General features: G+C 44.8%; 7 protein-coding genes. All 7 read right to left on the minus strand.

Annotated elements, in window-relative coordinates; translation table 11 throughout:
• Positions 1–42: 42 nt before the first annotated feature.
• Complete coding sequence (locus AC1DLM_RS21680; protein WP_441987289.1) at positions 43–1,107, minus strand: phosphate/phosphite/phosphonate ABC transporter substrate-binding protein; 1,065 nt, start codon at positions 1,105–1,107, stop codon at positions 43–45.
• A 42-nt stretch (positions 1,108–1,149) separates the two neighbouring features.
• On the minus strand, positions 1,150–2,289 hold the full coding sequence (locus AC1DLM_RS21685; protein WP_477571154.1) for a phosphonoacetaldehyde reductase: 1,140 nt from the start codon (positions 2,287–2,289) through the stop codon (positions 1,150–1,152).
• Complete coding sequence (gene phnX / locus AC1DLM_RS21690) at positions 2,286–3,101, minus strand: phosphonoacetaldehyde hydrolase (RefSeq protein ID WP_441987291.1); 816 nt, start codon at positions 3,099–3,101, stop codon at positions 2,286–2,288. Before phnX ends, AC1DLM_RS21685 begins: the two co-directional genes overlap by 4 nt.
• 438 nt (positions 3,102–3,539) lie before the next feature.
• The gene (locus AC1DLM_RS21695) at positions 3,540–4,310 is read right to left on the minus strand and encodes a DeoR/GlpR family DNA-binding transcription regulator (RefSeq protein WP_477571155.1); all 771 of its coding nucleotides are present in this window, start codon (positions 4,308–4,310) and stop codon (positions 3,540–3,542) included.
• A 191-nt stretch (positions 4,311–4,501) separates the two neighbouring features.
• A complete protein-coding gene (locus AC1DLM_RS21700; protein WP_441987473.1) occupies positions 4,502–9,661 on the minus strand; it encodes a DUF2341 domain-containing protein in 5,160 nt (1,719 codons plus the stop codon).
• 39 nt (positions 9,662–9,700) lie between these two features.
• Positions 9,701–14,407 (minus strand): LamG-like jellyroll fold domain-containing protein, encoded by a 4,707-nt coding sequence (locus AC1DLM_RS21705; protein WP_477571156.1) that lies wholly within the window; start codon positions 14,405–14,407, stop codon positions 9,701–9,703.
• Positions 14,408–14,461: 54 nt separating this feature from the next.
• Complete coding sequence (locus AC1DLM_RS21710; protein ID WP_441987294.1) at positions 14,462–15,622, minus strand: HupE/UreJ family protein; 1,161 nt, start codon at positions 15,620–15,622, stop codon at positions 14,462–14,464.
• Positions 15,623–16,095: the final 473 nt, after the last annotated feature.

Below are 16,095 nucleotides of genomic sequence, written 5' to 3' on the forward strand. Positions count from 1 at the left end.
GGCTGCTCCCTTAATCGGTTTCACATGTTGTTGTCATACATTTTAGTTGTTGTAGAGCGTTCTGATTGGGTTGAAAAACGCATCATCCACAGTAAGGAATTTTTCTTTACCGGTCTTTTGCTTGAACATGCCTGCATCCTTCGAATCTTTCGGCAGGAAGATCAGAGGGTTCTTCGTTACCGCGTCGGATGTGAATGCATCCTTTAATTTCTTCGTGTCCTCTGCGCTTATCGTACCTGTGTTAATGACAAATGGTTGGTTCAGAACTGGCGTTACGGAGATAACCTCGAATTCTTTACCAATCAATGTATTAAACGGTTCTGCAGCACCTTGTTTTACTTTGTAAACAGCTCCTGGCGTGTTCGCCGTTCCTGAGCCGAGTTCGATATAGTTAGCCACGCAAGTATCACAGAAGGCAGCTACATCAGCTTTACCCGTCAACAAATTAACTGCTGAACCCTGGTGAGTTCCTCCAAAAAGGACATCGCTAAAGAATTTATCCTTACCGCCAATAATCAAATCGTCCACGGTCAAACTCTTGTACTTATCTTTTTTAGTAAAGAAAGTAAGGATTCTGCCGGAAGGAACTTTAAAGCCGGATGTGGAGGAGTTGGATACGAACGAAAACTTTTTGCCAGCAATATTGTCAATGGAATACATGCTGCCGACTTTATAGGCATCTCCATCGCCTTTACGCACGTTTAACCAGCTATTGTAAACAGCATCATCCAGCGTTCCTGACTCCCCACTCTGAACAACTAACGGTTGGACTTTCTTATTCTTTGCATTTGCTTCAACATAACCTTGCGCACCCATATAGACAATATCCGCACTGCCGCTGGCAATTGCTTCGATTGCGATCGTGTAGTCAGTCGTCGTTTTGTGTTCGACCTTTTTCCCAGTGGCGGCTGCAACAACTTTACCAATTTCATCCCGTGAAGTTTTCATATCTGCACCAGATTCATTCGGGTACCAAGCTAAGGTAATGGTGTCTTTCGTCTTTACCGCTTTTGTGTCATTCTTAGCATCATCGGCTTTCACACCACAACCTGCTGATACAGCTACTAAAGATAAAGAAATCATGAGCGTTAACATTTTCTTTTTCATAATTAAAATGCCTCCTAATATTTTATGATAAAAGCGGCTATCCTATAATAATGAAACGAGCATACGTTCAAGTTCTTCAAGAGAGATTTCAACTGGATTATTATCCATTCTCCCCTTCGTGTACGAGTGAGATACAACCTCACGGATACCTTCGACGGTAACACCATATGGGCTTAGATTGCTTGACAATCCATAGATGGTATACATACTTCGGATGAGACTATCCACTTCTTCCACATTCGCTGCTCCAAAGGCACGTAGTAATTTATCAGGTTCGATTAATGCATCGAAATTATGTTTCAGAACCGTAGATAAAGTTATGCTAGCGGMGATACCATGATCGATCCCAAAAATCATCGTAAGCGGATAAGATATCGAATGGCAGGCCGTTGTTCTCGTGTTGCTAAATGCCAATCCCGCCATTAAACTTGCTAAGGATAACTGTTCTCTCCATACTAAGTTATCTGGTTGCTCGATTAATAAAKGGAGCGTTTGCCGAACTCGTTCGATCGCTTGCAGCGCGTACACGCGGGTAACTGCGTTTGTATGAACAGACCAATACGCTTCAGTTGCATGGCACAAGGCATCTAACGCTGTAGAAACGCTTAAACGGAGCGGCATCGTAACGGTTAACTCTGGAAGAATTATAGCTGACCTAGCATACAGCCGCTCATCCGAAACCGAATATTTGCTTCCGCATTCTTCGTCCCATACCGTTGCCCAACATGTCACCTCAGAGCCTGTTCCCGATGTCGTTGGTATCCCAATCCAAGGGGTAAAATAGGGCTCACTGCGGTACGCCTCACTTGTGATCGCTTCTCGAACTTCAGCGATTGTATGAAACGTCTTGTGCTGCAAAGCCGACATCACTTTAGCTGCATCCATGACACTGCCTCCGCCAATTGCCACGATGAGGTCATACTGGAAAGGCTCAATCTCCTGTTTCAGGTTCAAGATATCTGCCACATTAGGGTTGTTCAGGGTCACTTCAATCAGTAAAGTTTCCTTCTTGGAAAGTGCGTTTAAGAAAGGCTGTAAGCAATCACTCTTCTCAACGCCCCCACCTCTTGTCAGCAGCAACACTCTCTTGACATCTGCATAACGTTTGTTAAACGACTCAGCGAATGCTTCCGCCGCTTCTGTTCCTAAGGATACCGCTACTGGATTATAAAATTGGTTCATCTGATTACCCGCTCCAAACCGCTTCGTTCAATCTCTTCAATGACAATTGGAAGTTGAGTAATTGAACCGATAATATAATCTGCTCCTGCTTGTTCAAAAGTAAGTCTCGTTTGATTCATGCGCTCTGCAAGTTCATCGGGGTGCAAGCTCTCAACTTCAGCCTGCGTTAAACCTAACTCACTGCTTCCAAGTATGATAGCAACCGTCCATACCCCAGCATTCCTGCCTTCATGAATATCGGATACCGTATCTCCAACCTTGATGACCGCTTTCGGAGGGTAGATGCCGAGTTCCACTAAGTTCTGGAATATCATATACGGATACGGCCGGCCAGCCTTTACTTCATCCGATGCGACCATATAGTCTGGTGAATATCCCTTCCGCTTAGCTTCCGGTACGATAACCGCCATCATGCTTGCTGTATATCCCGTCGTCGATCCGATGGCAAGCCCTGCATTACGAAGGGTTTCCACCGTTTCTAAAGCTCCCGGAATCGGATCAGTATAAGTTTTCAAGGAATCCATCAAGATGGCTTCGAATCGAACATAAAGACGATCAACATCTTCCTTAACGGGGTGCGTTCCATACGCGTCAATCCATGCCTGTTTGACTCTTTCCATCTCCAAAATAGCGTGAATATGATCCCATTTCAGAAGACCCATTGGAATTCTTGCTTCCCGATCCGTGACTGGTACTCCCGCTTCTTCAAAAGTTTGAATAAATGCGTGCATGGGTGCAAAGCATCCGTAATCAATTACGGTTCCTGCCCAATCAAAAATAACAGCTTTTATGCTTTCTGTGTGAATCAACATGACTCCTCATTTCTTGGTGGCTTTGATATTTTCAATTATAGATCGACACAACGCAAACACGCAATAGATTTTGCGATAATTTACGTGAAATTAACAATTATGTGCTGTTATATGCTGTTTTTAACACTGGGAAAACATAATAAAAACGCAAGTCATTTAAACTTGCGTTTTGTTAAAGAAAACGACTGAACTCATACAGCTGTCATCCTTCTCGCATCTCGCAATCATGGATGTGATTAGATGGAAAAGCTACATCTAATTCCGCTCGATTCGGCTGATTTTTCCATCTAGATGGAAAAACTCCAGTTAAATTTCACCTTTGTCGTGAAAAGCGAGCAAATGGTTGAAACTAGCTGGAGTTTTTACAGTTATTCTCTGAATATAGGTCAAATGGTCTGATTTAGATGGAGATTTTCCAGTTATTGCGGCAAGCTGCGATTAGCCTGCGTTTATAATGGAAATATGTTGTTTTTTATACATCTCAAGAAGATCAGTATCCATATAAGAATCGGTTACAATCGTATCAATCTGATCCAATCCACAAATGTTCAGGTACGATACCGTTTCGAATTTGCTCGAATCCGCTACGACGACCTTCCGCTTGGCGCTCTTTAGCATGGCATTAATGACCCCATCTTCGCCCTGGCGAAAATCGGTCAGCCCTTTCTCAAGGGATATCGCATTAATACTAATAAATGCAAAGTCGATATTAAAGCTCATAATTTCTTGTTCAATCGAGCGGCCGTACAAGGAGAACTCCTCATGATTCAAATAGCCTCCTGGAATGATAACCGTGAAGCCCTTCTTCTGGGCCAAAATATCTGCGATCMGAAGCGAATTCGTTATGACGGTAAGCTTCTCAAAACGAGCAGCGAGTCGCTTGGCAACCTCAATATTCGTCGTGCCAGCATTGAGAGAAACAGCTTGATACTCTCTCACCAGTTCAACAGCATACGCGGCTAATTCCTGCTTCCTTTCGTTCTGCGTAATCTTTCGCTTAAAGAAAGCTTGATTCGTAGCCAACTCTTCTCTTTTGGAAACAGCTCCCCCATGTACACGCTGAAGCTTATCTTCTTGTTCCAGACGTTCTAGATCCCTACGAACAGTATCAAGGGAAACTTGCAATAATGACTTTAATTCGACAACCGTGACTTGCCMCTTGGATTCTAGCTCCAATAATATTAATCGATGCCTTTCTGGTGCAAGCATTTCGTATCTCCTCCGTGTTAACGCATCCATCTGCATTGTATCTATCTATCCTAACAAAAATGCTTAATCTAGTAAATGTGACATTTGACATCATGTCGCGCGCGCCCCTAGTCATGGAAACCATCAAGCATATTCTAAGCAAAAAAAGATGCTTACAAAGAACATGCGTTCTCTGTAAGCATCTTTCAATTTCATTTCCCAAATAAATAATTGTGTATAGCTTGAACAGTTTCCGCTCGAGAAGTATTGCCTTTTGGCGAGAACTGCCCTTCTCCCGTTCCATTCAGCAGCCCGATTGAAGCTGCATCTCGAATAGCCTGCTTCGCCCATGACGATATCTCGTCTTGATCTTGAAATTGAATTGCACGTGGATCTGACAAGGCATGTCTAGGCATAATTGCCCACGCACGCATCAACATGACAGCCATCTGCTCACGGGTTACCAGATCATCTGGCGAGAAGCTCGAGTCACTAACACCTTGTACAACGCCACTCTCCACAGCAGCTGCAACATCTTGGCCGTACCAGGCTGTGCTCGGAACATCATCGAAATTACTTTTAATTGACCCTGATAGGCCAATCGCACGGACAAGAAGTGCAGCGAATTCAGCCCGTGTGACACGTTTGTCTGGTTCGAATTGACTGGTCTCTTTCCCTTTTACAATCGGTTCAGCCACGATATCTTCAAAAATATGTCTAGCTGCCAAGTCACCGATGACTTCCGCTGCCCAGTGGCCGCCGGTATCTTGGTATTTCACATTGTAATCCAGAACAACGTAGGAGCCTCCATTTGACACGTTAAACACAGCTTCTGGCTTATCCCATGCCATATTTTCCGACTGATATGCCAGACTACCATCCTCATAAACCTTGTATAGTCCTGCCCGTTTGGCATTTCCTTGCGGAGGTACTTTCATACTTAGTTGTATAGGTGTGAAGTTCTTGTTTGGCTCCTGCAATCCTTTGCTACCGTTCGTCGGGAATTGCCAGTTCACTTGGACTACCGGGGTTAAGAACACCGTTCTTTGGCTGGAATCCGATTGCATGCCACCCAGCAACTCATCAGTGATCGAATTGTAAGTCAACACAAGCGAGCTTTTTTTCCTATTCTCGTCATCAAGACTGGAGCCGGCTTCGCGAATGGCTTTCATCGAAACTTTTGCCGATCCCCAATCAAATACAAGCTGAAGATGATCCCCGGTAAACCCTGCAGCTGCTTCATACGGAACAGCAACTTGGGATTTCCCCTCTTCCACTCGAATCGTGGCTGTGCCCTGTTCATTCTTAAGAGTTAAATCATCAGGTTTAATAACCTGTACAAATGGCTCGGAAACAAGATGAGTATCCGTCGGTATAAGGCCGCTTTGCCCGCCAGATCCTCCACCCGTGCCGCCGCCTGGTGATCCCGAATTGCCGCCTGTATCAGCTGCCCTTACGGTCAGCTCATAGGTAGCCTTAAGCTCATGATGAAAAGTTGTGATCGTTACCGTTCCTTGTTTTTTCGCTGTTACAAGCCCATCGGCATCGACCGAGGCGATGCTTTCATCGCTGCTGGCAAACTGCAAATCCTCAGTAATCGTCTCTAGTTTCTGATCACTATACGTTCCCAGCAATTTCACTTTCGCTTTTTCTCCGATTTTCAATGGATTCAACCCAGTAATCTCCAACTTTATTAGCTCTGGAGGAGTCAGGATCGAATCGTCTCGAACGTTAATCGTATAGTTGGTGCTCAACTGCTGATACGTAGCCGTGATAACCGTCTGGCCTGCTTTCAGCGCAGTAACCGCACCTGACCTTCGATCTAGCGCCGCTACCGTTTCATCCGAAATGAACAAGTTTAATCCAGACGGTGCTAGGAGATTAGCATCGAGCAGCACCGAGCTGCTGCTGTCGCTATATACGGCTGTGACAACCGTTTGCAGATGATCCCCAACCATCGCCTGCTTCAAGCCATCAATCTGCAGTGATTGCATAACAGCCCCTGCCGTTGACGGGTCTTGCACAATCAACTTATAAGAACCTGATACATCCCCATTCGTCGCTGTGATGATGGTCTCACCTCGCGAATGAGCGGTTACCACTCCCGCTCCCGTAATGGAAGCAACAGCCGAATTGCTGCTGGTAAACGAGTATCCCTCCGTAGTTTCCACCACTTTACCATTCTGGTAAGTCGCCTCGACAACCGTGCTTCTCTGCTCACCAATCTTCATTGGCGCAAGTCCCTTCAAACGGATCGACGTCACCGGTGAATCCTTCAAAGTAAACGTCTTCTCCACCGATTTCGTCGTATTCCCATACGAATCCGTCGCTTCCGCGTACCAGGAATAGGTCGAGTTTGTAGTCAGCCCTGACCATTCCCACGCTGATTGTCCACCGCTCACGATAGGCTGAGCTGCTGCAAGTTGCTGTATTTTGCTTCCTTTGAGACCGATATAACCTGTCGCCAACTCGATATCGCCAATATCCGTGTTAAGCGGCAACGTATACGTTTCATATTGCTCTTGAAAAAAGCCATAGTTATCATTCGTTATCGTCGAGTAAGGAACCATATAAACCAACTGTTTTTTAACATCAAAATAAAGCATTCGCAAGTAAGCTGCTCCGCCTAACGACGTATCCTGATAATCATGCAGCAATTCATAGACGACTTTCCCGTCAATACGCTTCACATTATAGAAGGCAGCTTGACGATGTCCGCATAGCACCATGAAGACATTGCTGTTCGGTGCAATGACTTTTTCCATAATTTTTTGTCCGCCAAAATCTTGCGTATCATAGTTGCCTGTATCATATAACAAGTACGAATGCGTAGTAACGATGGCTTTGCGATCCTTGTACCGGCTGAGCACATCATTCGCCCAGTCGATGGAAGCTTGATCAACACCCCAGCTCAGATAGACGATAATAAAATCCATGCCGCCAGCAGAAATTAAATCATAATGGTTTTTATTATTACGATCAGTTCCTCCGTAATAAGGTTTGTTCTTAAATCGATCCTCACCGAAATATTTATAATATAACTGACTTGAGCTTGTATTCGTATAAGGTGAATTTACGTCATGATTACCGGCAAGTACACCATATCGCACATTAGCGTCATCCAATATTTTCATACTGCGATCCGCATTTACCCATTGAGGATCAGACGTAGCAACATTGACAATATCTCCGGTATGGACGACATATTGAATGTTTTTACTATCTTTATTGTCTGCAACCCACTGGGTCATTTTGTCGTAAACATCCGGAAAGTCCTGTGCTTCCATTTGCGTATCCGTCATCCACGCGAAGGAGAAATCATACTGGTCACGTTCCGGCTTCTGCCCTGGGAGCATGGTATTCTGCTGTGTAGCTGCAACATACAGTTTCACTTTCTTATTCGCATCCACCATCGTTGCTGTATCTAAAATAGCTGTGAGTTCGAAATCGCTGTTGTTCGCATTTCCCACCTTCATCGCAACTTGTTTCCATTTACTAGCGATAAAGTCCCATGCATAGATCATTACTTGTTGCTTGGAATGTCCTTGCCAAGTTACTTCCAACTCATCTATCTGGGATAGATCACCTTCAACGGTCATATCGAACCGTTGATATGGATAATTTTTCAAAGATTGCGTACTATAGTAAGAACTATCAGAAGCCTGTATCGACTTTAAAGCGTTATCCGGCAACGGCTGTTCCACGGTAATCGCGTCAGTTTTCGGCGGATCCATGGAATTTGTGAAATCATACGCTTTGTTCGTCGACGAATTCGTTTGAAAATCGCTTACAAATTGTACATTTTTCTCGTAAAATGCGAGATCCATCGTATCGTCCGTCGGTTCGATTACATCAGCTTTCAATGACACTTTCCCGTTGGCATCGACAATCTCACCGTCAGCACCTTTCAGTGTAACAATCGGCTTCAACTTGCTTCCATCAATCTGGAATGCAATACGCTTACTGACTACCAACTGGGAGTTGGAAGTAGCGACAGCGTCAATTGCAAGCGTATGCTGGCCGCTTTTCAACGATAATAACGTCGTTTGGAATGCTGTTGATTGGGAGCTGATCGTAACTGGCGCACCGCCGTCTAACCTGTAGGTAATGACAGCAGACTGACTAATAAATCCACTGAACGTAAGATCAGGTGAATAATATGTAGCCCCTTCTTTGGGTTGAAAAACCGTCATCTGTAAAGCGGCATTCTGGGATTCCGCTTCTCCGTAAATAAGAAAGGTATCCATCATACTCAAATATTCAGCTTGTACCCATGAAGCGCTTCTAGCCGTTCGGGATATTCGTGCTTCATCGATCCCTCCTTTGAATGAACTGCCTCCTATCGTTAAGGCGCTGCCCGCCTTAATATTTCCTGTGCGCCGACCCTCGGCAACCTTGACTCCATCGCGATACAAAATCAGGTTATTGCCTGCAAGTGAGCTATTATAGGTCAGCGAGAGGTACGTCCAATTGTAATCAGTAGCCCCTCCATTTAATTGCAGGCTTGCTGTTTGACCATTTAAGTTATTATCCGTTGCATCGGTAAAGACGTTAGCCATCCATTTGCCGGCCACCGCTTTTAACCAATACGCATTTTCCCGAACCAACATACTGCCCGCTACTTTCCCCTGAGCTAATCGCGCCCAACCGGAAATCGTGATTTGCGGCTCTCCGTCGCCTATATTCCCATTGTTGGTTGTATTGGCTGGATAGATTGTCCCCAAGCTATTCTCAAAATAGCGTCCAACCCTATGATATTTAGGATCTTCACCCTCCAGTGTGTAGGCCGTGCCGCTTGTTGTGGCACTTTTCGCTTGGCGCAAGCCGATGTTGGCATTTGACGTAGAATCCTTGAACTGCTCCACTTGACTCGGGTTAGCATAATTGTCCACAATCCGTTGACCGAAGTGATAGACTAACAAGAAGTCCGAATTCCAAGCTTGCAACTGATCGTTCGTCTTGAGAGAGCTTCCGCCGTAATAAAGCCACATATGATCCGTGCTGGATGCCGAGCGAATCTTTGGCACTGTCACCCATACGATGCTTTCGCCTTGCGGATCCCATTTCTCAACTTCATACAGCAATTGTACCGATTGATCGTCATTGAAGAAATGCAAGTCATCTTGATTGGTGACCGTGTAATTGATTTTGGAAGCATCAAGCTTCACAGGAACTGGGAAATCCTGCAAATCTTCCAATGCCGCTTGATTGTCGAAACTTATCATGATTCGGTAATTCCGATCCGTATCCGCCCAATTGGCGGTAACCGCTGCAGTCGCAGTGCTAGTAGGCAATACGCCGACAGGCTGTAGGATTTGGAGGAATAGCGCGAGCAGCAGTATGACCATTATTCGTTTTTTCCATAAACCCATTTTCAAAGCTGGTCACTCCTTTATCTTTAATATGAATGCCTATTTCGCTTGCAATTTCATCATGACTTGTACCGCTTCTGCCCGTTTGGATGGCTCCTCAGGAACAAATGCACCATTACCTCGACCATTCAACAGGCCTAATTGTGCTGCCATCTGAACGGAATCGCGCGCCCATGTTGAAGTCTGATCCATGTCTAGGAAAATGGAAGCTTGCTTAAGCTCCACCTTGCCATACTTACGCTCATAAGCTCGTACAAGTAGAACCGCCATTTCTTCTCGGCTGATCTCCGCATCCGGCTTGAATAAGCTGTCTCCCTTGCCGTCAATCAACCCTGCCCCCGCCGCCGAATCTATATATGCTGCATACCAAGCGCTGCTTGGCACATCCGTAAACTTCTCAGCTTTGCTCGGCTTAAGTTCTAGCGAGTTAACCAACAGCGCAACAAATTCCGCTCTTGTGATACTTCGCTCAGGTTGGAAATATTGATCACTTACCCCCTTAACCGTATGATTAGCGCTCATGACCTGAATGGTCCGGAATGCCCAGTGCTCGACAGGGACATCGCTATACGTTTTTTTATACGATAACACAGCATATTTACCATTATTATCTAAATTAGACTCAATGCCTCGATCTGTCAGATGACCTCCCACGTATTTCGTGCTTCCATCTTGGAATAGTTGATACACACCAAGCAATTCCTTGTCCGCGCCTTGAGGTACAACGAACTCAATTTGCACAGAGCCTTGAGGCAATTCCGTAGCGATCTTCTGTCCGTTAGCCATTTGCAGTTCAGCTGAGAAATCATATATGCGGGAGACTAGTGACATCGCTCCTGCATCTTGTTTCAATGTATTCTCCCATTTCTGTTGGTCTTGCTCAGACATGGCCGGAAACGATACGGCAAGTTTGCCTTCGCCCGCAGTTTTAAGTACCATTTCCTTTGCTGCCGATTGCAACAGTTTTCCGCTCACATGAAGGGAAAGGTCATCTTGCCCAATTGAAACCACTTGGCTGCCCGACAATTTGCTTGCCAAAGCCGGGAACAAAACTTGTGTAATATCTGACGCGATATCAACACGGATATTCCCTGACAGCCCTTGGAGTTGTTCATCTGTTACAAGCGTTGAACCCGGCTTATGATCCGTAGGATTGGACGAGCCTGAAGAGTTACCTTCATAAGAAGAATCTCCTCCACCGCCGCCACTTCCATTATCTACATCGAGCACACGAATGGACGACTGTGCAGCTTTATCCTGATAAACTACGGTGACTACCGTCGTTCCTTGCTTTAGTCCAGTCAACCTGCCTTGTGAATCTATGCTTAGAATGGAAGAATCCTCCACAGTCCATTCTGCCATTGAAGCAATTTCGATTGGATCTGCATGATCGTAGATGGCTTGCGCTTGTAAGGAAACTTGCTCGCCAACTTTCATGCTCGCAGGAGCAGTAAGATTAACACCCTGCAGAAGAGGTCCTTGATTTGGGACCACAGCTATCGCATAATTGGCAGCAAACCCTTGGTAGGTGGCATAAAGTCGTGCTACTCCTGACGTTAAAGCTGTTAACTCTCCCGTTACAGCATCGATTTGAACGACGCTTGGGTTGTCGCTTCGATAACTAACATACTGGTTTACAGGGAAGAGTGAATTATCATCATATACAGCTTGAATAACGGTTGATGCTGTATCCCCCACTTTAAGTGTGTGTGGACCGGCAAATTGAAGTGAGATGATGTGAGACTTGCCTGGCTCACCGACAGGTGGCGTAAATGCTACGACGATCATCAGGTCCGCTGTTAATCCATTTGCTTCAACATGAATGAGTGCAGTACCAGGAGCTATCGCTCTGACCTTTCCACTCGCATCAACTTGGATAACGTTTGGATTATCCGATGAATAAGTTGCCAACGTAACGGAATCCATACTGCCATCATTATTAATAAATTTGGCTTGCAGATTGGCAACGTCCCCTGGTTGCATCGTTTGCGGACCATCAATCTGAAGATACTGCCGTACTTTTGCTCTCACTGTAATCTCGACTGAAGCACTGAATGTGCCTAACTGTGCCGTAATCAGAGACTTGCCTGGAGCTATCGGTACGATGATGCCCTGAGCATTGACGGTCGCTACTTCTGGATGTTGACTTTGATAGACAATGGCTTGCTGCTTGGCCTTAACTTCATTGGCCGAGTTGTCGATCAGTTGGAGGACAGCTTGTCCTGATTGTCCAACGACCCAGTTGGTGGGAACATCCAAGCGAATGGACGTGACCGTTGATGCATAATCGCGTACATACTGCTTATACAAGAATTTGGCTTTAAACGCATTTACAGCTTGGCTGTACAACTGCACCAGACCGATCTTGCCTTGCATGTAGTCTTGAGCTCCAACCGGATTCGCGCTGGCCCCGATGGCCAAATCAACTTTCGTTGCGCCTCCGATCTCACCTACTCTGGATCTGGACATCGTTTCTTCGCCATTGATATAAAGCTTTGCAGTCGCTCCATCATATGTCGCCAACGCATAATAGATTTTATTCGCCTCCAACGGTTTACCGCTATCGACAGTAACATAACCTTCTGTGCCAGCATCCTCTTTCACATAAAACATGGCTTCGAGTTTCTTGGAAATTGGATTGAAAGCCATTGAATAATCCGATTCATGCGTTTTCCCTATTATCGTTTGCGTACGACTGAGTGTATCGAGTGAGAATGAAGCAGCCATCGACATTTGCTTCGGACTTAGTTTAGTCTCATTTGGTATGCGGACATACGAATCAATTCCATCAAGCGCCAATACTGGTTTGGCAAAAAGGGGATGATCGTACATCACTGGCGCTCCGACCGCACTGCCTACATGCTGGCCAGGACTGCTATCACTGCCAACGGATTGCGTAAAATCCATATGGAGCAAGTCTGGACCTGAGATAACGCCTGGTGAATCCTCGAACGCTTGTAGTGAAGCGCTCAGTTCGTCCATCAGCGTCTTCGTGCTCTCAGCGGACGTTGTATCCAAATTCGTTTTATACCGAGCAAGTGCTTGCCCGATCTGATCATAAGCAGTTTGCGGAAAAATTATACCGCTTGCGTTAGCATCATCTATCGACTTTTCTACCTTTTCGGCTAACTGCTTGGCGAACACATCTCTCTGCAGACTTTCCCGCTCGTTCTGGTTAATGATGCCACGGTATACGCGAAACTCGTCCAACTTGGCATCCTTCAAGTTAAAGCTCACGTTTTTAGCTCCGTCAGTCCCAATGACGAAATTTAGCGAGTCGATTGATGCCCCCTTAACACCGGAGATATCAACCTCACTAACTTTAACGTTGTTTTGGTACACCGTCAGCATGCCGTTTCTGTCATAGGTATACACCATGAACGTCCAGCCTTTGCCAGCTACGGTTGTTGCCCAGGTATCAATTCTCGTTTTGCCTGCTGCCGTAAAATTCACTTTATCCTTATTGGCTTGCTCCCACCATGTCGAGATCGTAAAACCGGTATTCGCGCCAGTTGACCAGTTTTTGTTAGATACAACAGCCGTATTCGTTGTATCTTTATTATCGATCCAATAGGCTATAGAGAAGTTCATGTTAGCGCCAAATTGCAGGGCAGCCGGCTTCCCCATATCAATATAACTATTCCMTTTAAAATACATGGCTTTCCCGAGGACACCTTCTGTAAAAGTCGGCGCCCCGTTCAGCACTCCGTTATTCCCTTTTCCGGAACGGTCTGTCGCTGTCTCGTCATCAAAATCCAAATACACGACATTGGAAAGTCCTGCAGCCTGGAAAGCAGCCAACGATCGCTCAAGCGCAGCTACCATGGCGACCTTCTCAGAAGTGGATGCTGCTGCATCAATTCCGCTTTTGAAAGCAGCAAGATCCTGTCCGAGCTTGTCATAGGCACTTTCTGGATATACCAAATCACTCGCTCTTGCATCGCTAATTGCCGTTTCAACTTTGGTAATCGTTAATTTCGGAACACCATCCATATACAACTTATCCATCTCAGCCTGATCGATTAGCCCCTTATAGACCCGGAACTCATCRAGTTTGGCGTCTTTCAAGGAGAAAGTTAGATTTTTATTTCCATCAGCACCAATAACGAAGTTTAGAGAATCAATGGTTGCATTCTTATGGGAACTGATGTTAAGTTCACCGATTTTCACGTTGTTCTGATATACCGTCAGCATACCGTTTCTGTCATAGGTGTAGGCCATGAACGTCCAGCCTTTGTTGGCGAAGGTAGGAGCTGCAAATAAATCCAGCCTTGTTTTGCCCGCCGCCGTAAAATTCACTTTATCGGTATTGACCGTATTCCACCATGGCGTGATCGCAAACCCCGTATTGGCGCCACTCGACCAATTTTTGTTGGATACAATGTTGGTATTCGATGTATCTTTATTATCTATCCAGAAAGCGATGGAGAAATTGGTACTGGTGCCGAATTGCAGCTCAGCCGGTTTACCCATGTCAATAAAGGAATTACCTTTAAAATACATGGCTTTTCCAGAAACACCGTCCACATAACTAGGCGTACCGGTTAGCGTCCCTGCAAGATTCTTTCCTGAACTGTCTGCTATCGTACTGTTATCAAAATTAAGGTTCAATTGAAGTTCGTAATCCGCTGCTGCTGCAACAGGCTGTGTCATTCCCCCGATACTCGCCAACAACATCGTCATCGTGCTAAGTAGAGCTATTCCCTTCTTCAGTCTGACCAATGTTTGATTGCTATCATGCCACATACATATTCACTCCCTTGTCCATATTTCGTTTCTTGTAACCACATACTAGCAAATTTAAAGCAGAGTTCGCTCCACGACCCATATTGCTCCCATCAGCGCAATCAACCCTGATGCAATGCCTAGGGCATAGCGATAGTTGCGCCATTTTGATGCAAAGACGACAATCGGCAGCAAGACAAGCCATACACCGATCTGTCCGATCTCGACCCCCACATTGAAGGAGAATATAGATAAGATAAAATGATTCAGAAATGCATCTCGCAGCACCTCAGCGAATCCTAAACCATGGATAAGTCCAAAACCAAGAGACAATGCCCAACGCTTATTGATCTTCCTTAACCATATATTTTCTACTGCCACATACACGATGCTCAGTGCAATTAAAGGTTCAACTACAGATGACGGGATATTAACAATCTTGAGAGAAGCTAGAATAAGCGTAATGCTGTGACCAATCGTAAATGCCGTCAAAGTCTTCAAATAGTCTCGCTTGCGTTGCGGAAGTATGATAAGAGCGGTAACGAAGAGTAAATGATCAATTCCGGTCCAAATGTGGTGGACACCAATTCCGATATATTCAACTATCGACACCAACCAATCGGGCAGCATTAGGCTCCTGTTCCCAGATTTCATCCCCTCAGCTTCTTCCGCCACAAGTCGGTGATCTTTGTTAAAAATCATATCTACCGAGCTGCCCTTGTAGTGGATTTTCGTGAAATTTTGATGTTGAGGATCCAAATCATCAAAAAACAACTCATAGTTAATGGCATAATCCTGGATTGCATCAGGGAAATCATAAACCAAATCGATCATCATATAGGAACGATTTTCCCTCTGCTTAAGTGTTACTCCCTGTAAAGTAGCTGATTCGGTCACATTCGCGCTATTTACAAAAAGCCCCTCCGTAATCATTCGCTGCACATCATCAATTTTCCAGGCAGACTGTTGTGGCGCAGCAGGATCGAAAACGTACGTTGACTTGTTGGATTTGCTATCAAGCCATTGAGCATACTCTTCCGGGTCCAGATATAACTGATAGCGAATGGTAGAATTGTCAATAGTTACATCCGAATATCCTGTCGTCGCCATATGTGCGCTAGCTGAATGTACAGGCCAAATGACAACTAGCARCCATAGTGACAGAAGACATTTAACCAGCCGTTTACCTAACATACCGTTTAAAATAACAATCATTTTCTCCTCCCACTTATTCATGTTTCTCCTTGTTCAGTATAGTAATAACAGCAATATCAAGCAATATATAATGCTGTTTTTTACAATATATTTATTTATTATGCTTTTTATTAGTTTACAAATCATCTATACTTTTTGCTCTTTTAATACAGATAAAATGATTACAAATCTCTCCCTGTTTTATTAAACATGCACGCTAAAAAGAGTGAATTTCCATTTATTGCGAAATAAATTTGTAGCCAGAAAACCTTTTAAAATAAAGGAATATACAGGATATCAACGAGACTCATCTGTCGTTCAGCATATCTATATTCTAATCTGCGTATACCCTACACATATTCCTTCCACAAACGAAAACGCTAATATTTGCATGGAAAGACTGCTAGTACACACTGCCAATTCAGAAGTAAAACAGCAAAACAAAGCATAAAAATGCTTTCTAAGCACTTTTTGAACAAAACACTTGGAGAGGTTTCCTGCATCCCCAAAACAAA

The sequence above is a fragment of the Paenibacillus sp. 01T442 genome (assembly GCF_056398345.1).